Origin of the sequence: Streptomyces sp. NPDC050145, from assembly GCF_044460245.1 — a bacterium.
Lineage (GTDB): Bacteria > Actinomycetota > Actinomycetes > Streptomycetales > Streptomycetaceae > Streptomyces.
On record NZ_JBITJS010000033.1, the window covers coordinates 1 to 24,149 of the forward strand.

Below are 24,149 nucleotides of genomic sequence, written 5' to 3' on the forward strand. Positions count from 1 at the left end.
CCCCCCCCCCCCCCCCCCCCCCCCCCCCCCCCCCCCCCCCCCCCCCCCCCCCCCCCCCCCCCCCCCCCCCCCCCCCCCCCCCCCCCCCCCACCGGACGGAGAGCCGAATCCCGCTAGAAGCCGGCAGGCTCCACGTACACGCCCCACTCGTCGCGCAGGACGCCACAGATCTCGCCCAGCGTCGCTTCCGCACGGACCGCGTCGAGCATCGGGGCGATCATGTTCGACCCGTCCCGCGCGGCAGCGACCATCGCGTCGAGAGAGCCCCGCACCTTCGCCTCGTCCCGGCCCTCCTTGCGGCCGGCGAGCTCGCGGACCTGATCCCGCTCCACCTCGTGCGAGACCCGCAGGATCTCCAGGTCCCCGGTGACGGACCCGTGGTGGACGTTGACGCCCACGACTCGCTTGTCGCCCTTCTCCAGGGACTGCTGGTACTGGAAGGCGGACTCGGCGATCTCGCCGGTGAACCAGCCGTCCTCGATGCCGCGCAGGATGCCCGAGGTGATCGGGCCGATGGGGTGCTGCCCGTCGGGGTGCGCCCGCAGGCCCCGCTCCTTGATCTGGTCGAAGATCTTCTCGGCGTCGGCCTCGATGCGGTCGGTGAGCTGCTCGACGTACCAGGAACCGCCCAGCGGGTCCGCGACGTTGGCGACCCCGGTCTCCTCCATCAGCACCTGCTGCGTGCGCAGCGCGATCTCGGCGGCCTGCTCGCTGGGGAGCGCGAGGGTCTCGTCGAGGGCGTTGGTGTGCAGGGAGTTGGTGCCGCCGAGGACGGCGGAGAGGGCCTCGACCGCGGTGCGTACGACGTTGTTGTACGGCTGCTGGGCGGTGAGGGAGACACCGGCGGTCTGGGTGTGGAAGCGCAGCCACTGCGCCTTGTCGGTCTTGGCGCCGTAGACCTCCTTCATCCAGCGGGCCCAGATGCGGCGGGCGGCGCGGAACTTGGCGATCTCCTCGAAGAAGTCGAGGTGCGCGTCGAAGAAGAAGGAGAGGCCGGGGGCGAAGACATCGACGTCGAGGCCCCGGGAGAGTCCCAGTTCCACGTAGCCGAAGCCGTCCGCGAGGGTGTACGCGAGCTCCTGCGCGGCCGTGGCTCCGGCCTCGCGGATGTGGTAGCCGGAGACCGAGAGCGGCTTGTACGCGGGGATGGAGGCGGCGCAGTGCTCCATCAGGTCGCCGATGAGGCGCAGATGGGGCTCGGGCTCGAAGAGCCACTCCTTCTGCGCGATGTACTCCTTGAAGATGTCGGTCTGGAGCGTGCCGTTCAGCACGGCCGGGTCGACGCCCTGGCGCTCGGCGGCGACCAGGTACATGCAGAAGACCGGGACGGCGGGGCCGCTGATCGTCATGGAGGTGGTGACGTCGCCGAGCGGGATGTCCTTGAAGAGGACCTCCATGTCGGCGGCGGAGTCGATGGCGACACCGCAGTGGCCGACCTCGCCGAGCGAGCGCGGGTCGTCGGAGTCGCGGCCCATGAGCGTGGGCATGTCGAAGGCGACGGAGAGGCCGCCGCCGCCGGCCTTGAGGATCATCTTGTAGCGCTCGTTGGTCTGCTCCGCGTTGCCGAACCCGGCGAACTGGCGGATCGTCCACGTGCGGCCCCGGTAGCCGGTCGGGTACAGGCCGCGGGTGAAGGGGTACTCGCCGGGCCAGCCGATCCGCTCGAAGCCCTCGTACGTGTCCCCGGGCCGTGGCCCGTAGACCGGGTCGACCGGATCACCGGACAGCGTGGTGAAGTCGGCGTCCCGCTTCCGGGCGGCGTCGTAACGGGCCTGCCAGCGACGGCGGCCCTCCTCGATGGCTTCAGCGTCCATGCTTCCCATGCCTTCAAATTTACTAGGACGTCCTAGTAAATGTCGATGGCAAACCGCCCGCAGCTCGTGCGGGCGGGGGGTGTGTGCCGTTTACGCCTCGGCGAGCTTCCGGCCGCCGTCCGCGACCTTGGCCTCCAGCTCGGCGGAGATCTTGCGCTCCACGAAGAAGGCGGCCGTCGGGATGGTGCCCGCGATCAGCACCCACAGCTGCTTGCCGACCGGCCACTTCGCCTTGGAGCCCAGGTCGAAGGCGAAGACCAGGTACAGCACGTAGAGCCAGCCGTGCGCGATGGCGATGACCTTGGTGATGTCGTCGGCCCCGTCCATCTTGAACGCGTACTTCGCGATCATGCCGAGGCAGAGCAGGACGAGGAGGACACCGGTCACGAAGGCCATGACGCGGTAGCGGGTCAGCACGCTCTTCTTCATGCGTCGAGCGTAACCGTCCGTTTTGCGAGATCTTGAGGCGGGCCCGGTGGGCTCCGTCACGCCTCGTCGAAATCCTTCGCCGCCACCCGCAGCGGGCGGAGCATCGCGAAGATCTCGGCGCACTCCTCCGCGTCGTAGACGCCGAGGCCGAAGTCCATCGCCATCAGGTCGCGGGTGGCCGCCTCGACGACCTCGCGGCCCTTCTCCGTGATGGTGGCCAGTGTGCCGCGGCCGTCGTTGGGGTTGGGGCGCTTGGCGACGAGGCCGGAGCGCACGAGACGGTCGACGGTGTTCGTCACCGAGGTGGGGTGGACCATGAGGCGCTCGCCGATCTTCGACATCGGCAGTTCGCCCGCCTTGGAGAAGGTGAGCAGGACCAGTGCCTCGTAGCGCGCGAAGGTGAGTCCGTACGGCTTGACGACGGAGTCGACCTCACCGAGCAGGATCTGGTGCGCGCGCATGATCGAGGTGATCGCGGCCATGGACGGCACGGCGCCCCAGCGCTGTTCCCAGAGTTCGTCGGCGCGGGCGATCGGATCGAAGGCAAGACTGAGCGGCTTCGGCACGCCCCAGACCATACCGGCCGGTCATATGGTGGTCAGCCCCGTCTCGCCCTTTGACCTCCCGGTCCGTGCGCTCGCCCGTACTTCGAGGGCCAGCGCCGTGCAGACGACGGTGCCGAGCAGGCCGGCGGCGGTGACCGCCGCGGCGACCCCGAAGGCCTCGGCGGCCGCTCCGGCGAGGGCCGCGCCGATGCCCTGGACGGTCATCAGGCCCGCGTTGTGCACGGTCATGGCGCGGCCGCGCAGCTCCTCGGGGAGTTCGTCGACGAACCAGCGGTCGACACCGAGCGTGTACGCGAAGCCGAGCCCGGAGAGCAGCAGCAGGGGCAGCGTCGCGGCGAGGCCGGGGGTGAGCGCGTAGCCGACGAGCGGCACCAGGGTCAGGCAGGCGAGCGGGAGGGCGATCCGGGCGCGGGCGGCGGGCGAGAGGACGGATCCGGCGATCAGCTCGCCGCCGATCGTGCCGACGGCCATCGCGCACATGAGAAGGCCGACGGCGGAGGTGCCGGCGCCGATGTCGTCCGCGTACGCCGCCGCGAGGACCTCCGGTACGACGGAGAAGAGGGGCGGCACCCAGAGCAGGAGGACAAGGGCGCGCAGCCTGCGGTGGGCGAACAGTTGGCGGGCGCCGGCGAGGGAGTGGCTGATCAGGGCGCGGGGTTCGGGGGTGCGGGCCGGCCTGCGGCGGGTGCCGAGGCGCAGCAGCGTCGCCGAGCACAGGAACGTGACGACGGTGATGGCGAGGGCGCCGCGCGGGGGCACGACGGTGAGCAGGACGCCGCCGAGGGCGAGGCCGCCGAGGACGGCGCTCTGCGAGACGATCCGCAGCAGGGAGCGGCCGAGCACGAACAGGTCGCCGTCGCCGAGCACGTCGGTGAGGGTGGCCATGCGGGTGCCGTTGAAGACCGGTGAGACGAGCGCGATGAGGAAGCGCAGGGCGAGCAGCGCGGCGACCGGGGTGACAGGCAGCGCCATCAGGAGCGCGCAGCCGGCACAGAGCAGGTCGCAGACGACGAGGACCCGTCGGGGCGGGTACCGGTCGGCGATCCCGGAGAGCAGGGTCCCGCCGATCGCGTACGGCAGGAACCCGAGCGCGAAGGTGAGCGCGCTGAGCAGCGGCGACCCGGAGAGCCGGTACACGAGCACGCTGAGCGAGATCTCGGCGACGACGACCCCGAAGAGGGAGGCGGCGTGCGCGACGAACACGGCCCGGAACTCGGCGACGCCGAAGAGGGCGCCGTAGCCGGGTGTGCGTGAGCCTGCGCCCGGGCTTCCGTCCTCACCGGCCGGATCGGCCGCACCGGTGGTCCCGCCCGAGTCCGCGGCGACGGGCGCCTGTTCGAGGGACGAGCGGTCCGGGGTGTGGGGCGGGCTGTGGAGCTCGGGGCTCGTTCCTTCTGGGGGCATGGTCCGAGCCTGTCGCGGCGCCGTGGGTGGACGTAGTGTTTCGGCTGAGGCCGAATGTTGGTGAGGGAGCAGGGGGCCGGGCATGCCGTTGTATCTGCATTTCGGGGAGAGCGATCTGCTGCGGTGCCGGTTCGCGGTGTCGCCGTTGTGGGAGACGCAGGACGCGATCCGGACGCTGGGGCGGCCGGACCGGCACGGGTACCACCTGCCCTGGCTGCGGCGGATCCGGGAGGCCGCGCGGGACCTCGATCTGACGGCGGTGCGGCTGCTGATGCCGCGGAGCGGGCACACCCCGGACTTTCTCGGGCCGCCGCCGATCGGGCCGGCGGCGACGTTCGACGAGGAGCTCGCGGCGGTGCGGGCGACCCCGGCGGACGTGGCCCGGAAGGACCTCGCGCAGTCGCTCGCCTGCACGAAGGGAGCCGCCGAGACCTCGCAGGGGCGGGCGATGCTGGCCGATCCGGGGCGCGCGGTGCAGGAGCTCGCGGACACGCTGGAGCGGGCCTGGCAGGTGCTGGTGGAGCCGGACTGGCCCCGGCTGCGCGCACTCCTCGAGGCGGATGTCGCGTACCACTCGGGGCGGCTGGCGCGGGTGGGTCTGGAGGGGCTGCTGTCGGAGCTGCATCCGCGGATCGACTGGGACCCGGCGACGCTGACCCTCACGGCCCGCGCGAGCAGCCACCGGCGCAGCCTGGACGGGCAGGGCCTGGTCCTGATGCCGAGCGTGTTCGCGTGGCCCGAGGTCATCAGCGGGTTCGAGCCCCCGTGGCAGCCCACCGTGGTGTACCCGGTGCGCGGGATCGGCGGTCTGTGGACGCAGCCGTCCGGTGCCGCCCCGGAGGCGCTCGCCGGGATCCTGGGCCGCAACCGCGCCGACGTACTGAGCGCGCTCGGCGCCCCGACCTCGACGAGCGCGCTGGCCCACAGCCTGGGCCTGGCCCCGTCCTCGGTGTCGGCACATCTGGCGGCGCTGCGCGCGGCCGGGCTGCTCACCACGCACCGGCAGGGCCACCAGGTGCTGTACGAGCGGACGCCGCTGGGCGGCGCGCTGGTGACGGGCGGTCAGGAGGAGGCGTGAGCCGGGCCTGATCGGCGGAACTCCGGGCACTGTCGTCCTGATTGCCCAGGTTTGGCTTGGTTCCCTCCGTAGCATGCGCCACGAACCACCCCGCTCCGAACCACCCCGCTCCGAACCACTCCGCTCCGAACGACTCCGCCTTTCGAACGACCCCGCCTTTCGAACGACCCCGCTCCGAACCACTCGCTCCGAACCTGGGGGCAGGATGCCCGTCCCGTCCGTCCGTCCACCGGTCCGCGGCCTCGCGCTCGCCGCCGCCGCACTCCTCCTGACCACCCTCGCCGCCGGCTGCGCCGACGCCGGCCGCGAGGGCCGCGCCGCCACCTCCGCCGGGCGCACCGCCCCCGGCCGCGCCACCGACAACTCCCCCTTCTGGGTCGACCCCGAGTCCTCCGCCGCCCTCCAGGCCGACAGCTGGCAGAAGCAGGGCCGCGCCGCCGACGCCGCCGCGATCCGGCGGATCTCCGCGCACCCGCAGGGCATGTGGGTGCCCGGCGACTATCCGCGCCCGGCGATCGCGCAGGCGGGCGCACAGGCGGAGAAGGCGGACAAGACCCTGGTCCTGGTCGCCTACAACATCCCGCACCGGGACTGCGGCCAGCACTCGGCCGGCGGCGCGCACAGCGCGGACTTCTACTACCAGTGGATCGACGCGTTCGCGACGGGCATCGGTGACGCGAAGGCCCTCGTCGTCCTCGAACCGGACGCGCTCGGCCACATCGTCGACGGCTGCACCCCCGCCGAGTACCAGGAGGAGCGCTACCAGCTGATCTCGGGCGCGATCGACCGCCTGAAGAAGCAGCCGAACACGAAGGTGTACCTCGACGCGGGGAACCCGGCGTGGATCCCTGACGCGTCGAAGCTGGTGGAGCCGCTGCGCCGGGCCGGCGTCGACAAGGCCGACGGCTTCGCCCTGAACGTCTCCAACTTCCAGACGGACCGGGCCAGTACGGCGTACGGGCGGCAGCTGTCGCAGCGGTTGGGCGGCGCGCACTTCGTCGTGGACACGAGCCGCAACGGCGCGGGGCCCTACGGCAACGGCCAGGCGGACGCCTGGTGCAATCCGCCGGGACGGGCGCTCGGCACCGCGCCGACCACGGACACGGGCGACCCGCTGGTCGACGCGTTCCTGTGGGTCAAGCGGCCCGGCGAGTCGGACGGGAGCTGCCGGGGCGGCCCGCCCGCGGGAAAGTGGTGGGCCGACTACGCGCTGGGCCTGGCCCGCGGCGCGCACTCCTGACACCCACCACTTCCGTACCGCTGCCGACGTGTTCTAGTCGTCCGAGCCGACCTTGATCCACTTCGCCTCGGACGACACACCGTCGGCGTCCGACACGAAGAGCATGTACCAGCCCGGCGGCACCAGCGTCGGGTCCTTCGGGACGTCGACGGTGACCGCGCCCTTCCCCTTCTTCACGCCGAGCTCGATCGAGCGCTGCTCCACGTCCGTCGTGTGGGTCACGGCGGACGGGCGCATGAGCCGCGCCTTCACGATCCGGTCGGCCTGGTCGGTGGCGAACGTCGCCTTGTGACCGGCCGGCAGCTCCTCGGGCCCCTTGCCGAGGACCGGCCGCTTTCCGGCGGCCCGGTGCAGGGCGGGCGGCGTGAAGATCTCCATGCGCTGTTCGAAGTGGCCCAGCTTGGTGTTCTGCTGGTCGTCGAAGAGCGGGTCGGAGCCGAACGTGGCGACCCGGCCGTCGGGCAGCAGCAGCGCCTCCGAGTGGTAGTTGCGGCCGACCTTGGGCGACGCGGCCTCGTGGAAGGCGTTGTCCTTCGGGTCGTAGAACTGCGCCGCGAGGATGTTGCTGGCGCTGCGCCCGCGGTAGTCGGAGGAGCCGTTCGTGGTGAACACGGTGTCGTCCGGCATGATCACGCTGTTCAGGTAGCGGGTGCCCTGCGGGAGGTCGGGGCCCGTCTTGAAGGACGGGTTCTTCTCCTTGAGGTCCACGACCGAGGTGCGTGCCGTCGCCCGCTTGGACTCGCCGACGCCTCCGCCGCCGAGCACCATCACCTTCTGGTCCTGCGCCGGCGGCAGCAGCAGCGACGCCGAGGTCTCCGTCTCGTCCTGGTCGACGAGGCCCGGCACCTTCTCGAACGTGTTGGTGTCCAGGTCCCACAGACCCGGCTGCCGGCCCTTGGTCGCCGGCCCGTACCCGGCGTTGGACGCCGGGTAGAAGAGCTTGCCGCCCTTGGTGAGGAAGAGCGCCGGGTACGTCGGGAAGTACCGCTTGGGACCCATCGACCACTTCTTGGTCTCGGGGTCGTAGATCTCGTTGTCGCCGGGGTCGATGACGCCGACGTCGTCGAGCCCGGACACCGCGAGCACCCGGCCGTCCTCCAGGCCGACCAGCGTCGGGTACCAGCGGGCCTTCTCCATCGGGTCGACCGGTACGTACTTCTCGGCGACGGGGTCGAACTCGTAGGCCTCCCTGATCCCCTGGAAGTCCTCCTTGTCCATGGTGATCTTCTCGGAGATCCCGTAGACGTTGTCGGCATCCTTGCCGTCGAGGCCCTCGATCTCGTACTGGGCCTGCTTCTTCGTCTCGTACTGCTTGCCCTTGTGGACGGACTGGACGAAGACGCGGGCCTCGCTGGCCTTCACCGTGGTCTTCCAGGGCTGCATGACGCCCCGGCGGTTGTACGTGATCTGCTGCTTGCGCTGGGCCTTGGGGACGGTGACGTCGAACTGCGAGACGTACTCGACGCCCGACGGCGAGCGGAACCTCGTGCCCTTCTTGAGGACCATCGCCTTGTCGGGGCTCTCGTTCTTGACCCGCATGCCGCCGCCGGCCTTGGTGACCTCGCCGTCGAGCTGCTCGTAGCGGGCGGTGCCGCCGGCCACCAGGAGCTTGCCGGAGGGCAGCTGGGCGTGGCCGCCGCAGAAGAAGTCGACGGGGGTGGGGATCTTCTTGAAGGTGTTCGCCTTCGGGTCCCACAGCACGGTGTCGAAGGACCCCGCGTCGAACTTCTTCTGCTCGTTGCCCGAGCCGGCGACGATCAGGACCTTGCCGGTGTGCAGGAGCGCCGCGTGGATGGCGTTGGTGCGGTACTCCTTCGGGATCGACACCTGGGTCCAGGAGCCGTACTGCGCCTGGTAGTCCGGCTGCGCGATCTTCCAGTCGTAGTACTGCTCGGAGGCGAAGGTCCAGGCGGCCGGTGCGTTGAGTCCGACGAGGAGGGCGACCGCGCTCGCGGTCAGGACGCTCTTCTTCATGCGCGGGGAAGGCCGGTAGGCCATGGATCAGTTCCCTCCTGTGCTCGGGCTGGACATGCCGGAGGCGACGGCCAGGGCCGGCTCCGGTTCGGGCTCGGCGACGGGCGCGGCCGCCGGGCGGCGCCGGCGTTCGGTGACGGCCCAGACGACGGCCGGGGCGAGCGCGATGCACAGGGCGAGGACCGCCCAGGTGCGCATGGCCACATGGGTGTGGTCGAGGACGACGGAGGCCGCGAGGGACACGGCGAGGACGGCGGCCCAGGTCAGATGGATCCGGAAGGTCAGCGGCCGGTCCGGGCTGGCGTCGCCGCCCTTGGGGGTGACCACGAAGCGGCTGGGGCGGCGCAGCAGGGCCGCGCCGAGCGACTTCAGGTAGATGGGCGCGGAGATGGCCGACATCGCCATGCCGGCCAGTCCGCCGGAGCCCGTGGGTTCGTGCGGCGAGACGTTGTGCCGCCGGTTCCACAGGTAGAGGCCGATCTGGAGCGCGGCGGCGTCGCTGTAGAGCATGAGCCACACGGACGCGGACACCTCGGTGCCGGAGGCCCCGAACCACAGGAACAGTACGCAACTGAGCACGCCGAGCAGCCAGTTGACGGCCGTCATGGGGTAGTAGACGAGCATCATCGTGTACGAGAAGAGGCGGCCCGGGGGCATCGAGAACGGTGCCTTCCAGAACTGCTTGAACAGCGTCTCGTACGTGCCGCGCGACCAGCGCATCTGCTGGGTGAAGAAGTCCGTCCAGGAGGCGGGGCCCTCGCCGACGGCGAGCACGTCCGGGGTGTAGACGGAGCGCCAGTGGGCCCGGGTGAGCGGGTTCCGGTGGCGGTGGATCTCGAAGCCGGTCGCCATGTCCTCGGTGATCGAGTCGACGAGGCCGCCGATCTGGCGCAGGGCGCTGATCCGCACGATGTTGTTCGTGCCGACGAACATGGGGGCGCGGTAGCGGTTGCCGGCCCGCTGGATCAGCGCGTGGAAGAGGAACTGCTGGGACTCGGCGGCCTTGGTGACCGGGGAGGTGTAGTTGCCGTACACCTGGGGGCCGACGACGAAGGCGATGTCCGGGTCGCGGAAGTAGCCCATCGTGCGCTCGAGGAACTCGGGGTGCGGCACGTGGTCGGTGTCGACGGAGGCGAAGAACTCGTAGTCGCCGCCGTGCATCGCGAGCCAGGCGTTGTAGTTGCCGTGCTTGGTGCGGGTCTTGTGCGGGCCCTTCTTCCGGTTCCACTCCGGTACGCCGTGGCGGGTGAAGTGGTGGACACCGAGCTCGGCGCACAGGGCCCTGGCGGCGGGGTCGTCGCCCTCGTCGAGGAGCCAGACGTCGAAGGGTCCGTCGTGCCGGATCCGGACGGCCCCTTCGAGGGTGGTGCGCACCATCGCGAGGGGTTCCTTGCCGGGGACGTACGTGGTGAGGAACGCGACGCGGGTGCCGGGTTCGGCGACCACCGGCACGGGGTCCCGGGCGACCATCGTCGCGTGGGCGATGGATATGACGTTGACGAGCATGAACAGCTCGATGAGCCCGATGGACACGAGCATCACCACGTCGAGCGCGACGAGCCAACTGTCGCCGCCCTCGCGCTCGACCCAGTGGCTGGGCCAGACGAGGTAGACGAGGAGCACTCCGGTGAGCACCGGCGCCAGGGTCATCAGCAGGACGGCGCGTATTCGGCGGGGCTCGCGCGAGAGGAGAGATGCGTACTGGACCCGGTAGCGGCCCCGGCCGGACGGCTGGGTCAGCGGTCCGGCGAGCCGGCTGTAGGTGTCGTAGTCGTAGCCCTCAGGCCGCACAGCGCCCTCCAGGATCTGGTGATCGGCCGTATCGATACCCTCACCAAAAGGGACATCTGTGGGCGTGTCGAACCAGAAGGGGGCGGACGAGTGAGGGGTAGGGCCAAGCAGGGGAGTTGAGCGGCGCGGGGGGTTGGCCCGCGCCGCCTGACGGCGTGTCGGCTACGGCTGTTCGGCGGTCAGGTGCCGCTCGACGGTGGCGACCTTCGACGTCAGACCGTCGGTGACGCCGGGTCGGATGTCGGCCTTGAGGACGAGCGAGACGCGCGGGGCGCGCTCCTCGACGGCGGCGACGGCGCGCTTGACGACGTCCATGACCTCGTCCCAGGTCTCGCCCTCGATCGAGGTGAACATGGCGTCGGTGCGGTTGGGCAGACCGGACTCGCGGACGACGCGGACGGCGTCGGCGACGTACTCCCCCACGTCCTCGCCGACCCCGAGCGGGGTCACGGAGAAGGCGACGATCATGCGTTGACCACGCCTTCCTGGCGGGCGCGGGAGGCGATGACCGCGCTCTCGGCCTCGCGCCTGAGCTTGCGCTCGGCGAAGAAGCCGCCGGTGGGCAGGACGGAGAGGACGAAGTAGAGCGCGGCGGTGCCGAAGCTCCACTTCGTGCGGTTCCAGGCGTCGAGCCAGAAGAGGACGTAGAGGACGAAGAGGATGCCGTGCACCGCGCCCATGACCGGGACCGCGTTGAAGTCCGTCGTCCGCTTGAGCACGGAGCACACGAGGAGCAGGAGGAAGGAGACGGCCTCCGGTCCGGAGACCAGGCGGAGGCGTCGGAGGGCGGAGGCGGTCTTGATGTCCACGGGGCACCTTCGGCAGGAGTTCTTTGTCAGGACATGACGATCTTGTGAACGTGCGCACAAGCGTTTCCATTGTGGCACCGCCTCCCCCGTGCCCTGTCGGCGGGCTCCCCGGTCCGGCTACCGTCGTCCCCGTGGCAACGTTCCGGCTCCAGGGCAGCAAGATGCTGGCCGTCGACATGACGGGCGACAGCGTCAGAGCGAAGAACGGGTCGATGGTCGCGTACGACGGCCGGATGGCCTTCAAGAAGCTGAGCGGGGGTGGCGAGGGGATCCGGGGGATGGTGACCCGGCGCATCACGGGCGAGCAGCTGACCGTGATGGAGGTGAAGGGGCAGGGCACCTGCTGGTTCGCGGACCGGGCGAGCGAGATCAACCTGGTGGACCTGCGGGGCGACAAGCTCTACGTCGAGTCGAGCAATCTGCTGTGCACGGACGCGGGGCTGCGCACGGGCACGAGTTTCACGGGCCTGCGCGGCGCCTCGCAGGGCAACGGGCTGTTCACGACGACCGTCGAGGGCCACGGCCAGGCGGCGATCATGAGCGACGGCCCGGCCGTGGTGCTGCGCGTCAGCCGCCAGTACCCGCTGACCGTGGACCCGGGCGCGTACGTCGCCCACCAGGGGAACCTGAGCCAGTCGTTCCAGTCCGGCGTCACCTTCCGCACGCTGCTGGGAGAGGGCGGCGGCGAGGCGTTCCAGATCCGGTTCGAGGGCGACGGGCTCGTCTACGTCCAGCCGAGCGAGCGGAACACGATCGCGGGGGATGTGTGACATGGCCTTCCGTGAGGTCAACTCGAAGATGATCGAGGCGACGGTCCTGCCGGGGCAGCGCCTCTACAGCCAGCGCGGCGCGATGCTCGCGTACAAGGGGGACGTGTCCTTCACGCCCAACGCGCAGAGCGGGCAGGGCGGGCTGATGTCGATGATCGGGCGGCGGGTGGCCGGTGAGGCGGCGCCGCTGATGACGGTCGAGGGCAGCGGCACGGTCCTGTTCGGGCACGGCGGGCACCACATCCAGATCATCGAGCTGTCCGGCGACACCCTCTACGTGGAGGCGGACCGGCTGCTCGCGTTCGACGGGGCGCTGCGCCAGGGCACGATGTTCCTCGGCTCGCAGGGCGGGGTGATGGGCATGGTGCGCGGGCAGGTCAGCGGCCAGGGCCTGTTCACGACGACGCTCCAGGGGCACGGCGCGGTGGCCGTCATGGCACACGGCGGGGTCGTCGAGGTGCCGATCGCCCCGGGGCGCGAGGTGCATGTCGACCCGCAGGCGTACGTCGCCCACCACGGGGACGTGCGCAACAGGCTGTCGACGGCGCTCGGCTGGCGGGACATGGTGGGGCGCGGCAGCGGCGAGGCGTTCCAGCTGAAGCTGAGCGGCAGCGGCGCGGTGTACGTGCAGGCCTCGGAGGAGAAGCTGTGACGAGTGGACCCGCGGTGTTCGATCCGGCGACCCTGCCGGCGGACGACAACGTGAACGCGTACACCTTCTGCGTGGAACTGAAGGGCGGCGGCCAGGGCGGCGGCGGTCAGTGGTTCCTGCAGAAGGGGAAGATGATCGCCTACTACGGGAGCATCGAGTTCAACGGGATCGGGCACGGCCGCCTGGACCGGCTCGTGCGCACCTCGTTCCACTCCCCGCTGCACGCGAGCGACTGGGTGGTGGCGGAGGGCAGCGGCAAGATGCTGCTCGCCGACCGGGCCTTCGACGTGAACTCCTACGACCTGGATGACGGGAATCTGACCGTCCGGGCGGGCAACCTGCTCGCTTTTCAGCCAACTCTGGCACTGAAGCAATCGATCGTGCCGGGTTTCCTGACGCTCATTGGCACCGGCAAATTCGTGGCGGCCTCCAACGGTCCCGTCGTCTTCATGGAGCCGCCGCTCCGGGTGGATCCGCAGGCGCTCGTCGGCTGGGCCGACTGCCCGTCGCCGTGCCACCACTACGACCACGGCTATCTGACGGGCGTGATCGGCGGTCTACGTGCGATGACGGGGATCGGCGGGGTCTCCGGCGAGGAGCACCAGTTCGAGTTCGTGGGAGCCGGCACGGTGTTGTTGCAGTCCAGCGAGTCGTTGATGCCCGAACGGGCGACGGGTGACGTACCTCACCTGCCCGGAGTTCCAGGCGGCGCGCCGGGCGGACACACAGGCTCCACAGGTCAGCCATCCGCACCGCGCCTTCCCGGACAGCTCGGCGACCTCCAGCGTCGCTTCGGGCTGTGAGCGGTAATCTGCGGAGTGTGACGTCGAACGCGTGAACCCATCGGGGGGACGACTGGTGCACACCGGCGTGGGCGGCGTCACAAGTCCCAGATTCGTTCGCCTTTCAACTTTTTAGGTAGACTCGATCACATGGAGACCCAGACGGCCACGCCGTGGCTGACCGACGAGGAACAGTGCGCCTGGCGCACCCACCTGGAGGTCAACAGGCTGCTGAACTACCAGCTGGAGCGAGACCTCCAGCCCTTCGGCCTGACGATGAACGACTACGAGATCCTGGTCAACCTCTCCGAGGCGGAAGACCAGCGGATGCGGATGAGCGACCTCGCGGCCGCCACCCTGCAGTCCAAGAGCCGCCTCTCGCACCAGATCACCCGGATGGAGAACGCGGGCCTGGTCCGCCGGGAGAACTGCGCCTCCGACCGGCGCGGGCTCTACACCGTGCTGACCGACCACGGTCTGGAGACCATGCGCCAGGTCGCCCCGCACCACGTGGCGTCCGTGCGCCGGCACTTCATCGACCTCGTGCCGGGGGAGGATCTGGCGGGGCTGCGCAAGGCGCTCGGCCCGATCGCCGAACACTTGCGTTCGCAGCGCGGCAAACCCTGAGCGAGCCGGACAGCGCGGCCGGGCACCGCACGGAGGACCGCCGACCTTCTCCGTCAAGCGCCCGGCCCGTCAGCTTTCCCGTCCGGTTTCCGTTCCGGATTCCCTTCCGGGCAGCGTGAGTTCGAACAGTGCGCCGCCCTCGGGCGCGGTGCGCACCGTCAGGGTGCCGCCGTGCCGCTCGGCCACGTCCCGGGCGATGGCGAGGCCCAGACCCGCCCCGCCACCGTCCCGGGACCGCGCGTCGTCGAGCCGTACGAACCGCTCGAAGACCCGCTCCCGCTCCGCCTCGGGCACCCCGTCGCCGTCGTCCGCGACGATCAGGCGCGCCTCCCGGCCCGCGCCGCCGCCCTGCACCGTGACCCGCACCGTCGCGCGGGCGTGCCGCTGCGCGTTGTCGACCAGGTTCGCCACGACCCGGGCCAGCTGGCCCCGCGAACCCGTCACCCGGGCCTCCCCCCGCGTCGCCGCCGTCACCGGCACCCGGTCCCCGACCCGCTGGGACAGCTCCTCGCGCACCAGCGCGGCCAGGTCCACGGCCGTGCCGCCCGGCCGCTCCCCCGCGTCGAGCCGGGCCAGCAGCAGCAGATCCGCGGCCAGTTCCTGCAGTCGTACGGTGTCCTCGACCGCGCCCGGCACATCGAGCAGCTCCGGGTGCGCCGCGCCCACTTCGAGCTGGGTGCGCAGCGAGGCGATCGGGCTGCGCAGTTCGTGCGAGGCGTCCGCCACGAACCGGCGCTGGCGCTCCACCGAGTCGGCCAGCGCGGCCAGCGTCTCGTTCGTCGTCCGGGCCAGCCTGGCCACCTCGTCGTGCGTGTCCGGGACCGGGACGCGACGGCCCAGGTCGCGGGAGGCGGTGATCGCGGCCATCTCGGCGCGGATGCCCTCCACCGGGCGCAGCGCCCGCCGCGTCACCAGCCAGGTCACGCCGGCGACCACCACGAGCAGCACGGGGAAGCCGATCAGCATCGCCGTCGACGCCGTCGTCACCGCGCTGCGCTCCGCGGAGAGGGGCGCGCCCGCGTACACCGTGAGGTCGCCGCGCGGGGTGTCGTCGACCTCCACGGCGGCGAAGCGGTAGTCGGCCGTGTCGCCGTCGATCGTCGCCTCGCCGTCCGTGTAGCGGGTGTCGTCGGAGACCTCGGGGTGGGTGGACCCGCGGTCGTCCTCGTCGCCGTCCGCCTCGTCGTCGTCCCCGCCGCCGTCCGACGGGGCGCCGCCGGCCGGTCTGACCTGCTCCGTGGCCGTGCCGGTGACGCGCTCCAGGTCCTCGGTCGCGGCGAGCAGCCGGCCGTCGTCGTCGACCACTTGGACCGGCTCGTCGCCGTCGTCCAGGTCGATCGCGTCCGTCGCCCGCTGGGTGACGAGGGTGGTCGCGACCCGGCGGGCCGAGGAGTCCGCCGCCCGGTCCGCCTCGCCGGTGAGGCTGCTGCGCAGGGCGAGGAGCAGGGCCGTACCGGCCGCGACCAGGGCCACCGCGACGACGAGGGTCGCGGCGAGGGTGGCGCGCGCCCGTACGGACCCGAGGGTGCGGCTCATCGGGGGGCCTCCAGGCGGTAGCCGGCGCCGCGCACCGTGCGGATGAGTTCCGCGCCGAGCTTGCGGCGCAGGGCGCTGACGTACACCTCGACGATGTTCGGATCGCCCTCGTAGGCGAAGTCCCAGACGTGCTCCAGGATCTCGCTCTTCGACACGACCTCGCCGCGGCGCAGCACGAGCTGCTCAAGGACGGCGAACTCCTTGGCGGTGAGCGGGACTTCGGCGCCGCCGTCCTCGGTGTACGTGACCCTGCGGGCGCCCGTGTCCACGGCGTACGGGCCGACCGTGTGCACGGGGTTCGCGCTGCCGGTGCGGCCGCGGCGCCGGAGCAGGGCCTTCACGCGGGCGACGAGCACGACGTACGAGAACGGCTTGGTCAGGTAGTCGTCCGCGCCCGTGTCCAGGCCCTCCGCCTCGTCGTACTCGCCGTCCTTCGCCGTGAGCATCAGGATCGGGACGTCGTGGCCGGCGGCGCGCAGGGTCGCGCAGACCCGGTAGCCGTTCATGCCGGGCAGCATGATGTCGAGGACGACCAGGTCGTACGCGCCCTCGCTCGCGCGGTGCAGGCCCTCGGCGCCGTCGTGCACGACGTCCACGGCGTAGCCCTCGGCGGTGAGTCCCGCCGCCAGCGACAGGGCGAGGCGTTTCTCGTCCTCCACGATCAAGAATCGAAAGGGGCGGCGCGAAGCGCCTCGGGTAGGGCGGTGGTGGGAGACGGGCGGGAGCATGCGGTTCAGGGTCGCAGGTCGAACCTGAAGGAGTCTTCAGGGTCCTTCAGCGGGGCTTCAGCATCGGTCGGGCAGCGTGGTCCCCGTCGAACCGAACGGGCCCACTGCACCCTTGGAACGGGAGTTCTCATGAAGCGCCGCATCCTCGCCCTGTCCGCCGTCGCCGCCGCCGTGGTGATCGGCGCGGGCACCGCCACGACGGTCGCCTTCGCCGGGGAGGACGACGACGACCGTACGTCGGCCTCGGCCGCGCACTCCGACCGCGACGACGAGGCCGCGCCTGCGAAATCGAAGCTGAGCGCCGAGGACGCGATCGCGGCGGCGCTGCGCCACACGCCCGGGGTCGCCACGGAGGCGGACCTGGACTCCGACGACGGCCGCCTCGTCTGGGACGTCGATGTCATCGGCTCGGGGAACAAGTGGCACCACGTCGAGGTCGACCCCGCCACGGGCAAGGTGCTCGGCTCGCACGTGGAGCGGGACGACGACGGTGACGACGACTCGGCGGAGCGGGTGACATCGGTGATCCGGGACGCGTCGACCTCGGCGTCGGACGCCGCGCACGCGGCGTCGGCCAAGGGCCGGGTCACGTCGGTGGACCTGGACGACAAGGCGTGGGAGGTCGAGACGACGTCCTCCGACGGCACGGACCACGACTGGACCGTCCCCCTGACCACGACCACGGTCACCCCGTCCCACGACGACTGATGCCCCCCGCGCCGGGGCGGGTCAGGTCTGGGTCAGGCCCGCGATGAGTTCGTCCGCGGCTCGGTAGGGATCCAGGGTGCCGGCGACGATGCGTTCCGCGAGGGCGCCGATGTGCTGGTCGCCGGAGAGGTCCCCGATGCGTTCGCGCAGGGCGGTGACGGCGATGGACTCGACCTCGTGGGCCGCGCGGGCCACCCTCCGCTCCTGAAGGACCCCGCGCTCCTCCATCCACGCCCGGTGCTTCTCGAGCGCCTCGACGACCTCGTCGATGCCCTCGCCGCGCGCGGCGACGGTCTTGACGATGGGCGGACGCCAGTCCCCCGGTCCCCGGGACTCCCCGAGCCCGAGCATGTGGTTCAGCTCCCGGGCCGTGGCGTCGGCCCCGTCGCGGTCCGCCTTGTTGACGACGTAGACGTCGCCGATCTCCAGGATCCCGGCCTTGGCCGCCTGGATGCCGTCGCCCATCCCCGGCGCCAGCAGCACCACGCTCGTGTCCGCCTGCGAGGCGATCTCGACCTCGGACTGGCCGACGCCGACCGTCTCGACGAGAACCACGTCGCAGCCGGCCGCGTCGAGCACCCGGATGGCCTGCGGCGCCGACCAGGAGAGACCACCCAGATGGCCGCGCGTGGCCATCGAGCGGATGTAGACCCCGGGGTCGGAGGCGTGCTCCGACATCCGGACCCGGTCGCCGAGCAGCGCGCCCCCGCTGAACGGGGAGGACGGGTCGACGGCAAGGACGCCGACCCGCTTCCCGGCCCGCCGGTACGCGCTCACGAGCGCCGACGTGGAGGTCGACTTGCCGACTCCGGGCGAGCCCGTGAGGCCGACCACGTACGCGTTCCCCGTCAACGGGGCCAGCGCGGCCATGACCTCGCGGAGCTGTGGGGACGCCCCCTCCACCAGGGAGATCAGCCGGGCCACGGCCCGCGGCCTGCCCTCCCTCGCCTGGGCGACCAGCGTGGGGACGTCCTGCATCACAGCTCCGTTCACTCGGTCCCGTACAGCAAACTGCGAAAAGGGCCGGAGGGGATCACTCCTCGGTCACCCCTCCCTCACCCGTCGGTCAGGCCTTGGGTACCCGCACGATGAGCGCGTCACCCTGACCGCCGCCACCGCACAGCGCGGCCGCGCCGACACCGCCGCCGCGGCGCTTGAGCTCGAGGGCGAGGTGCAGCACGACACGGGCGCCGGACATCCCGATCGGGTGACCGAGGGCGATCGCGCCGCCGTTGACGTTCACCTTTTCCGTGGACACGCCGAGGTCCTTCATCGACTGGACCGCGACGGCCGCGAACGCCTCGTTGATCTCGATGAGGTCGAGGTCCTCGGCGGCCAGGCCCTCCTTCTTGAGGGCGTGCCGGATCGCGTTCGACGGCTGGGACTGGAGGGAGTTGTCCGGGCCCGCCACGTTGCCGTGCGCGCCGATCTCCGCGATCCAGTCGAGGCCCAGCTCCTCGGCCTTGGCCTTGCTCATCACGACCACGGCGGCGGCGCCGTCCGAGATCTGCGAGGAGGTGCCGGCCGTGATCGTGCCGTCCTTGGCGAACGCGGGGCGCAGCTTGCCCAGCGACTCGACGGTCGTCTCGGCGCGGATGCCCTCGTCCTTGCTGAAGACCACCGCGTCGCCCTTGCGCTGCGGGATCTCGACGGGGGTGATCTCGGCCTCGAACAGGCCGTTCTTCTGGGCGGCCGCGGCGCGCTGGTGGGACAGCGCCGCGATCTCGTCCTGCTCGGGGCGGCCGATGCCGAGGCGGGTGTTGTGCTTCTCGGTGGACTCGCCCATCGGGATGTTCTCGAAGGAGTCCGTCAGGCCGTCGTGGGCCATGGCGTCGAGCATCTGCACGGCGCCGTACTTGTAGCCCTCGCGGGACTTGGGCAGCACGTGCGGGGCGTTGGTCATCGACTCCTGGCCGCCCGCGACCACGATGTCGAATTCGCCGGCGCGAATGAGCTGGTCGGCGAGCGCGATGGCGTCGAGGCCGGAGAGGCAGACCTTGTTGATGGTCAGCGCCGGCACGTTCATGGGGATGCCGCCCTTGACGGCGGCCTGGCGGGCCGGGATCTGGCCGGCGCCCGCCTGGAGCACCTGGCCCATGATCACGTACTGCACCTGGTCGCCACCGATCCCCGCACGGTCGAGGGCGGCCTTGATCGCGAAGCCGCCGAGGTCGGCTCCCGAGAAGGACTTGAGCGAGCCGAGCAGACGGCCCATGGGCGTCCGCGCGCCCGCGACGATCACTGAGGTGGTACCGGTCGTTCCAGACATGAGGCACGGCCCCTTGGATATGAGGAGTGAACGAGGGTTTACTCGAATGTACTGAGCGGTACCCCGCACGTCATCGGAGCGACGGTGTGATCGCGCGCACGTTGCGTGACCACCGTGGGGCGCGCTGCACTGGAAGCATGCTGACGCGAATCGACCACATCGGGATCGCCTGTTTCGACCTCGACAAGACTGTTGAGTTCTACCGTGCCACGTACGGCTTCGAGGTGTTCCACTCCGAGGTCAACGAGGAGCAGGGCGTGCGTGAGGCCATGCTCAAGATCAACGCCACCGACGACGGCGGCGCCTCCTACCTGCAGCTCCTGGAGCCGACCCGCGAGGACTCCGCGGTGGGCAAGTGGCTGGCCAAGAACGGTGAGGGCGTGCACCACATCGCGTTCGGCACCGCGGACGTCGACGGGGACTCCGAGGCCATCCGCGGCAAGGGCGTGCGGGTGCTCTACGACGAGCCCCGGATCGGCTCCATGGGGTCGCGGATCACGTTCCTGCACCCCAAGGACTGCCACGGCGTTCTGACCGAACTCGTCACCGCCGCACCGCAGGAGTCGGCGGAGCACTGACCTCCACATACTCGGGCCGGTAGGGTTGGGGGGCGGCTGTCGCACGCAACAGGACAGTCGTGGGCCGGGGTCCGGGTATCGGGGGACGTGGTCGGAGTGGTCGGGCAGCCAGAGCCGAGGTCCGACAGCGCCGCCCTGTTCGATCTGACACCATTCCCCGGGGGCCCCGTTCGGCGTACGGCCGGGGCTCGTAAGGCAAGACTTGCGACCAGGGGACGGATGGGACCGCGCAGTGCGGGGCTACGAGAGCCAGGACGGCCGGCGGCCGGCTGAGACCGACCATCTCTCGCGGTTCGAGGCCGAGATGAAGCGGCTGGAGACCGAGCGGGAGAAGGCCGTCCAGCACGCCGAGGACCTCGGCTATCAGGTGGAGGTGCTGCGCGCCAAGCTGCACGAGGCGCGCCGCAGCCTCGCGACCCGGCCTGCCTACGACGGGGCGGACATCGGCTATCAGGCCGAGCAGCTCCTTCGTAACGCCCAGATCCAGGCCGACCAGCTGCGCTCCGACGCCGAGCGCGAGCTGCGGGAGGCCCGCGCGCAGACGCAGCGGATCCTGCAGGAGCACGCCGAGCAGCAGTCCCGGCTCCAGTCCGAGCTGCACACCGAGGCGGTCAACCGGCGCCAGCAGCTGGACCAGGAGCTGGCCGAGCGCCGCCGCACGGTCGAGAACCATGTCAACGAGAACGTGCAGTGGGCCGAGCAGTTGCGCGCCCGCACCGAGGCGCAGGCCCGCCGGCTGCTCGACGAGTCGCGCGCCGAGGCCGACCAGGCGCTGGCCGCCGCCCGCGCGGAGGCCGAGCGGGTCGCCGCCGAGGCCCGCGAGCGGCTGACCGCCGAGGCCGAGTCGGCCCGCACCGAGGCGCAGGCCCTGCTGGCCCGCGCCCGCCAGGACGCCGAGCGCCTGCTGAACGCGGCGTCGACGCAGGCCCAGGAGGCCACCGACCACGCGGAGCAGCTGCGTTCGTCGACGACCGCCGAGTCGGACGCCGCGCGGCGCCAGGCCGGCGAGCTGAGCCGGGCCGCCGAGCAGCGCATGTCGGAAGCGGAAACGGCTCTGCGGGAGGCCCGTACCGAGGCCGAGAAGGTGGTCGGCGAGGCCAAGGAGGCCGCCGCCAAGCAGCTCGCGAGCGCCGAGTCGACCAACGAGCAGCGCACCCGGACCGCCAAGGAGCAGGTCGCCCGCCTGGTCCAGGAGGCCACCAAGGACGCCGAGGCCACCAAGGCGGAGGCCGAGCAGGCCGTCGCCGACGCCCGCGCCGAGGCCGAGAAGGTGATCGCGGAGGCCAAGGAGAAGGCCCGTACGGTCACCGCGGAGGAGACCGCGGGCGAGCTCGCGAAGGCCGCCCGTACCGCCGAGGACGTGCTGAACAAGGCGTCCGAGGAAGCCCAGTCGACGACCCGGGGCGCCGCCGAGGAGGCCGAGCGGATCCGCTCGGAGGCCGAGGCGGAGGCCGACCGGCTGCGCGCCGAGGCGCACGACCTGGCCGAGCAGCTCAAGGGCGCCGCCAAGGACGACACCGAGGAGTACCGGGCCAAGACGGTCGAGCTGCAGGAGGAGGCGCGCCGGCTGCGCGGCGAGGCCGAGCAGCTGCGGGCCGAGGCCGTCGAGGAGGGCGAGCGGATCCGGGCCGAGGCCCGCCGCGAGGCCGTCCAGCAGATCGAGGAGGCGGCCAGGACCGCCGAGGAGCTGCTCGCCAAGGCGAAGGCCGACGCGGACGAGCTGCGGTCGGCGGCGACGACCGAGAGCGAGCGGGTCCGCACCGAGGCGATCGAGCGGGCCACCTCCCTGCGCAAGCAGGCCGAGGAGACGCTCGAGCGCACCCGCGCCGAGGCCGAGCGGCACCGCGCGGAGGCCGAGGAGCGGGCCGAGGAGACCCGCGCGGAGGCCGAGCGCGCCGCGCAGTCCCTCAAGGACGAGACCGAGCGCGCCCTGGCGGCGCGGCAGGAGGAGGCGGCCCGCGAGCTGACCCGCCTGCACACGGAGGCCGAGGAGCGGCTGACGGCGTCGGAGACGACGCTGACGGACGCGCGCGCCGAGTCCGAGCGGCTGCGGCGCGAGGCGTCCGACGAGGCGGACCGGCTGCGCGCCGAGGCCGCCGAGCGGGTCCGGGCGCTGCAGGCCCAGGCCGAGACGGAGGCCGAGCGGCTGCGCACGGAGGCCGCGGCGGACGCCGCCGCGAGCCGTGCCGAGGCGGAGACGGTCGCGATCCGGCTGCGGTCCGAGGCGGGCGCGGAGGCGGAGCGGCTCAAGACGGAGGCGCAGGACACCGCGGACCGGGTGCGCTCGGAGGCGCGCACGGCCGCCGAGCGGCTCGCCACGGAGGCCGCCGAGACGCTGGCCGCCGCCCAGGAGGAGGCGGCCCGGCGCCGGCGCGAGGCCGAGGAGACGCTCGGCAGCGCCCGCGAGGAGGCCGACCAGGAGCGTGAGCGCGCCCGCGAGCAGAGCGAGGAACTGCTCGCGGTGGCGCGGGCCCGCGTCGAGGAGGCGCAGACCGAGGCGACCCGGCTCGTCGAGGAGGCGGACAGCCGCGCGACCGAGCTGGTCTCGGCCGCCGAGCAGACCGCCCAGCAGGTACGGGACTCGGTGGCGGGCCTCCAGGAGCAGGCGCAGGAGGAGATCGCCGGGCTGCGTTCGGCGGCGGAGCACGCCGCGGAGCGGACGCGGCACGAGGCGCAGGAGGAGGCCGACCGGGTCCGGGCGGACGCGTACGCGGAGCGCGAGCGCGCCACCGAGGACGCGAACCGGACGCGGGCCGAGGCCACCGCGGAGTCGGACGCCGCCAAGTCCCTCGCGGAGCACACCGTCTCGGAGGCGCTGGAGGAGTCCGAGCGGCTCCGTACGGACGCTGCGGAGCACGCCCAGCGGGTCCGTACCGAGGTCTCGGACCTGCGGACGGCCGCCGACCAGGACGCCTCGCGCACCCGCGCCGAGGCCCGCGAGGACGCCAACCGGATCCGGTCCGACGCGGCCACGCAGGCGGACTCCCTCATCACGGAGGCGCGCGCCGAGGCGGAGCGCCTGACGACGGAGACGAACGCGGAGGCGGAGCGGGTCCGCGCCGAGTCCACGGCGCTCGCCGAGACGCTGGTCGGCGACGCCACGGCGGAGGCCGAGCGGCTGCGCACCGAATCGACGTCGGCCGCCGAGCAGTTGACGCGTGAGACGCGGGACGAGGCCGAGCGGGTCCGTACCGAGGCCGTGGCCAAGGCGGAGAAGCTGATCGCGGACGCGACCGGGGACGCGGAGCGGCTGCGGGCCGAGGCCGCCGAGACGGTCGGCTCCGCGCAGCAGCACGCCGAGCGGATCCGCACCGAGTCCGAGCGGGTCAAGGCGGACGCGGCGGCCGAGGCCGAGCGCATCACGACGGCGGCCCGCGAGGAGGCCGAGCGCACCCTAGACGAGGCGCGCAAGGACGCGGGCAAGCGGCGTACGGAGGCGGCGGAGCAGGTCGACAAGCTCATCACGGAGTCCGCGGCCGAGGCCGACAAGCTGACCCGTGAGGCGCGGGAGTCGGCGCAGAAGACGACGGCCGACGCCGAGGCGCAGGCGGACACGATGGTGGGCGCGGCGCGCAACGAGGCGGAGCGGCTGGTCTCCGAGGCCACCGTCGAGGGCAACTCGCTGGTGGAGAAGTCCCGTACGGACGCGGACGAGCTGCTCGTCGGCGCGCGCCGGGACGCGACGCAGATCCGGGAGCGGGCCGAGGAGCTGCGCGACCGCATCACCGCGGAGATCGAGGATCTGCACGACCGGGCCCGCCGCGAGTCGGCGGAGGCGATGAAGAACGCGGGCGAGCGGTGCGACGCCCTGGTCAAGGCCGCCGAGGAGCAGTTGTCGGAGGCACAGACCAAGGCCAAGGACCTGCTGAACGACGCGAATTCGGAGGCCGGCAAGGTCCGTATCGCGGCGGTGAAGAAGGCCGAAGGCCTGCTCAAGGAAGCCGAGACGAAAAAGGCCGAGCTCACGCGCGAGGCGGAAAAGATCAGGAGCGATGCGGAGGCCGAGGCCGCTTCCATGATCGAAAAGGGTCAGCGCGAGCTGGACGTGCTGGTGCGGCGTCGCGAGGACATCAATGCCGAGATTTCGCGTGTCCAGGACGTGCTCGAAGCGTTGGAGAGTTTTGAGGCGCCGTCCGGCTCGGGCAAGGACGGTGGCGTCAAGGCGGGCGCGGCGGCCGGGGCCACACGTTCGAGTGGCAAGGGCTCCGAGGGCTAGCCAGAGGGCCAACTGTCATGCATGACAAGGACCTTTGGCCCTCGTTCTCGCAAGCCGTCCGCCGGTACGCCACCCAAAAGGGGTGTCATTCTCCAGATCAAACGGGCATCTGCTCGATGACACGCCGCTTGGACCCCTAGGATTCCCTCTATCACCTCACACCGGTCTCATTTGACAG

At 71.7% G+C, this 24,149-nt stretch carries 21 protein-coding genes; 9 read left to right on the forward strand and 12 right to left on the reverse strand.

Annotation, left to right across the window (positions count from 1 at the left end):
• Window positions 1-113: 113 nt before the first annotated feature.
• The 4 genes from ACIBTU_RS38615 to ACIBTU_RS38630 all read right to left on the reverse strand — a co-directional run bounded on the left by ACIBTU_RS38615 (window position 114) and on the right by ACIBTU_RS38630 (window position 4,213).
• Entirely contained in the window at window positions 114-1,814 is a 1,701-nt protein-coding gene (locus ACIBTU_RS38615; RefSeq protein WP_399131497.1) for a methylmalonyl-CoA mutase, read from the reverse strand.
• 90 nt (window positions 1,815-1,904) lie between these two features.
• Window positions 1,905-2,243: a DUF3817 domain-containing protein gene (locus ACIBTU_RS38620; RefSeq protein WP_399131454.1), complete on the reverse strand. Its 339-nt coding sequence runs from the start codon at window positions 2,241-2,243 to the stop codon at window positions 1,905-1,907.
• A 56-nt stretch (window positions 2,244-2,299) separates the two neighbouring features.
• On the reverse strand, window positions 2,300-2,809 hold the full coding sequence (locus ACIBTU_RS38625; RefSeq protein WP_399131456.1) for a MarR family winged helix-turn-helix transcriptional regulator: 510 nt from the start codon (window positions 2,807-2,809) through the stop codon (window positions 2,300-2,302).
• 21 nt (window positions 2,810-2,830) lie between these two features.
• Window positions 2,831-4,213: an MFS transporter gene (locus tag ACIBTU_RS38630; protein ID WP_399131457.1), complete on the reverse strand. Its 1,383-nt coding sequence runs from the start codon at window positions 4,211-4,213 to the stop codon at window positions 2,831-2,833.
• Window positions 4,214-4,295: 82 nt separating this feature from the next.
• On the opposite strand from ACIBTU_RS38630, the gene ACIBTU_RS38635 reads away from it, so the two are divergent.
• Window positions 4,296-5,291: a DUF5937 family protein gene (locus ACIBTU_RS38635; protein ID WP_399131458.1), complete on the forward strand. Its 996-nt coding sequence runs from the start codon at window positions 4,296-4,298 to the stop codon at window positions 5,289-5,291.
• A 205-nt stretch (window positions 5,292-5,496) separates the two neighbouring features.
• On the forward strand, window positions 5,497-6,531 hold the full coding sequence (locus ACIBTU_RS38640) for a glycoside hydrolase family 6 protein (RefSeq protein WP_399131459.1): 1,035 nt from the start codon (window positions 5,497-5,499) through the stop codon (window positions 6,529-6,531).
• 33 nt (window positions 6,532-6,564) lie between these two features.
• On the opposite strand, the gene ACIBTU_RS38645 is transcribed toward ACIBTU_RS38640, so the two are convergent.
• The 4 genes from ACIBTU_RS38645 to ACIBTU_RS38660 form a co-directional block, all read right to left on the reverse strand.
• Window positions 6,565-8,529, reverse strand: coding sequence for a galactose oxidase-like domain-containing protein (locus ACIBTU_RS38645; protein WP_399131460.1), 1,965 nt, complete (start codon window positions 8,527-8,529; stop codon window positions 6,565-6,567).
• A 3-nt stretch (window positions 8,530-8,532) separates the two neighbouring features.
• Window positions 8,533-10,296 (reverse strand): glycosyltransferase family 2 protein, encoded by a 1,764-nt coding sequence (locus ACIBTU_RS38650; protein ID WP_399131461.1) that lies wholly within the window; start codon window positions 10,294-10,296, stop codon window positions 8,533-8,535.
• Window positions 10,297-10,458: 162 nt separating this feature from the next.
• Complete coding sequence (locus ACIBTU_RS38655; RefSeq protein ID WP_399131462.1) at window positions 10,459-10,764, reverse strand: MTH1187 family thiamine-binding protein; 306 nt, start codon at window positions 10,762-10,764, stop codon at window positions 10,459-10,461.
• Entirely contained in the window at window positions 10,761-11,105 is a 345-nt protein-coding gene (locus ACIBTU_RS38660; protein ID WP_399131463.1) for a DUF3817 domain-containing protein, read from the reverse strand. Before ACIBTU_RS38660 ends, ACIBTU_RS38655 begins: the two co-directional genes overlap by 4 nt.
• Window positions 11,106-11,236: 131 nt before the next feature.
• Here ACIBTU_RS38660 and ACIBTU_RS38665 point away from each other — a divergent pair, with 131 nt between their 5' ends.
• The 4 genes from ACIBTU_RS38665 (at window position 11,237) to ACIBTU_RS38680 (ending at window position 13,936) form a co-directional block, all read left to right on the forward strand.
• On the forward strand, window positions 11,237-11,875 hold the full coding sequence (locus tag ACIBTU_RS38665) for an AIM24 family protein (protein WP_399131464.1): 639 nt from the start codon (window positions 11,237-11,239) through the stop codon (window positions 11,873-11,875).
• Window position 11,876: 1 nt separating this feature from the next.
• Complete coding sequence (locus ACIBTU_RS38670) at window positions 11,877-12,527, forward strand: AIM24 family protein (RefSeq protein WP_399131465.1); 651 nt, start codon at window positions 11,877-11,879, stop codon at window positions 12,525-12,527.
• The gene (locus ACIBTU_RS38675; RefSeq protein ID WP_399131466.1) at window positions 12,524-13,330 is read left to right on the forward strand and encodes an AIM24 family protein; all 807 of its coding nucleotides are present in this window, start codon (window positions 12,524-12,526) and stop codon (window positions 13,328-13,330) included. The genes ACIBTU_RS38670 and ACIBTU_RS38675 overlap by 4 nt, the downstream gene beginning before the upstream one ends.
• Window positions 13,331-13,459: 129 nt before the next feature.
• Complete coding sequence (locus ACIBTU_RS38680) at window positions 13,460-13,936, forward strand: MarR family winged helix-turn-helix transcriptional regulator (protein ID WP_399131467.1); 477 nt, start codon at window positions 13,460-13,462, stop codon at window positions 13,934-13,936.
• A 69-nt stretch (window positions 13,937-14,005) separates the two neighbouring features.
• Here the strand turns inward: ACIBTU_RS38680 and ACIBTU_RS38685 are convergent, their stop codons facing one another.
• Entirely contained in the window at window positions 14,006-15,472 is a 1,467-nt protein-coding gene (locus ACIBTU_RS38685; protein ID WP_399131468.1) for an ATP-binding protein, read from the reverse strand.
• Window positions 15,469-16,200 (reverse strand): response regulator transcription factor, encoded by a 732-nt coding sequence (locus ACIBTU_RS38690; protein WP_399131469.1) that lies wholly within the window; start codon window positions 16,198-16,200, stop codon window positions 15,469-15,471. Before ACIBTU_RS38690 ends, ACIBTU_RS38685 begins: the two co-directional genes overlap by 4 nt.
• Before the next feature lie 129 nt (window positions 16,201-16,329).
• On the opposite strand from ACIBTU_RS38690, the gene ACIBTU_RS38695 reads away from it, so the two are divergent.
• Entirely contained in the window at window positions 16,330-16,908 is a 579-nt protein-coding gene (locus ACIBTU_RS38695) for a PepSY domain-containing protein (protein ID WP_399131471.1), read from the forward strand.
• Between the two features lie 21 nt (window positions 16,909-16,929).
• Here the strand turns inward: ACIBTU_RS38695 and meaB are convergent, their stop codons facing one another.
• Both meaB and ACIBTU_RS38705 read right to left on the reverse strand, forming a co-directional pair.
• Window positions 16,930-17,886, reverse strand: a complete 957-nt coding sequence (gene meaB, locus ACIBTU_RS38700) for a methylmalonyl Co-A mutase-associated GTPase MeaB (RefSeq protein WP_399131472.1) — start codon at window positions 17,884-17,886, stop codon at window positions 16,930-16,932.
• Between the two features lie 88 nt (window positions 17,887-17,974).
• Window positions 17,975-19,177 carry an acetyl-CoA C-acetyltransferase gene (locus ACIBTU_RS38705; RefSeq protein ID WP_399131473.1) on the reverse strand — a complete coding sequence of 401 codons (1,203 nt, stop codon included), beginning with the start codon at window positions 19,175-19,177 and terminating at the stop codon, window positions 17,975-17,977.
• Window positions 19,178-19,314: 137 nt separating this feature from the next.
• Between ACIBTU_RS38705 and mce the strand changes: the two genes are divergently transcribed.
• Window positions 19,315-19,755, forward strand: coding sequence for a methylmalonyl-CoA epimerase (gene mce, locus ACIBTU_RS38710; RefSeq protein WP_188336826.1), 441 nt, complete (start codon window positions 19,315-19,317; stop codon window positions 19,753-19,755).
• Window positions 19,756-19,987: 232 nt separating this feature from the next.
• Window positions 19,988-23,971 carry a polarized growth protein Scy gene (gene scy / locus ACIBTU_RS38715; protein ID WP_399131474.1) on the forward strand — a complete coding sequence of 1,328 codons (3,984 nt, stop codon included), beginning with the start codon at window positions 19,988-19,990 and terminating at the stop codon, window positions 23,969-23,971.
• The last annotated feature ends 178 nt before the right edge of the window (window positions 23,972-24,149 follow it).

Coding starts and splice junctions, on each gene's coding strand:
- ACIBTU_RS38685 (WP_399131468.1), bottom strand. CDS start 15,472: ATGAGCCGCACCCTCGGGTCCGTACGGGCGCGCGCCACCCTCGCCGCG.
- ACIBTU_RS38680 (WP_399131467.1), top strand. CDS start 13,460: ATGGAGACCCAGACGGCCACGCCGTGGCTGACCGACGAGGAACAGTGC.
- ACIBTU_RS38690 (WP_399131469.1), bottom strand. CDS start 16,200: ATGCTCCCGCCCGTCTCCCACCACCGCCCTACCCGAGGCGCTTCGCGC.
- ACIBTU_RS38705 (WP_399131473.1), bottom strand. CDS start 19,177: ATGTCTGGAACGACCGGTACCACCTCAGTGATCGTCGCGGGCGCGCGG.
- ACIBTU_RS38645 (WP_399131460.1), bottom strand. CDS start 8,529: ATGGCCTACCGGCCTTCCCCGCGCATGAAGAAGAGCGTCCTGACCGCG.
- ACIBTU_RS38640 (WP_399131459.1), top strand. CDS start 5,497: ATGCCCGTCCCGTCCGTCCGTCCACCGGTCCGCGGCCTCGCGCTCGCC.
- ACIBTU_RS38630 (WP_399131457.1), bottom strand. CDS start 4,213: ATGCCCCCAGAAGGAACGAGCCCCGAGCTCCACAGCCCGCCCCACACC.
- ACIBTU_RS38620 (WP_399131454.1), bottom strand. CDS start 2,243: ATGAAGAAGAGCGTGCTGACCCGCTACCGCGTCATGGCCTTCGTGACC.
- ACIBTU_RS38615 (WP_399131497.1), bottom strand. CDS start 1,814: ATGGACGCTGAAGCCATCGAGGAGGGCCGCCGTCGCTGGCAGGCCCGT.
- mce (WP_188336826.1), top strand. CDS start 19,315: ATGCTGACGCGAATCGACCACATCGGGATCGCCTGTTTCGACCTCGAC.
- ACIBTU_RS38695 (WP_399131471.1), top strand. CDS start 16,330: ATGAAGCGCCGCATCCTCGCCCTGTCCGCCGTCGCCGCCGCCGTGGTG.
- ACIBTU_RS38635 (WP_399131458.1), top strand. CDS start 4,296: ATGCCGTTGTATCTGCATTTCGGGGAGAGCGATCTGCTGCGGTGCCGG.
- meaB (WP_399131472.1), bottom strand. CDS start 17,886: ATGCAGGACGTCCCCACGCTGGTCGCCCAGGCGAGGGAGGGCAGGCCG.
- ACIBTU_RS38670 (WP_399131465.1), top strand. CDS start 11,877: ATGGCCTTCCGTGAGGTCAACTCGAAGATGATCGAGGCGACGGTCCTG.
- ACIBTU_RS38655 (WP_399131462.1), bottom strand. CDS start 10,764: ATGATCGTCGCCTTCTCCGTGACCCCGCTCGGGGTCGGCGAGGACGTG.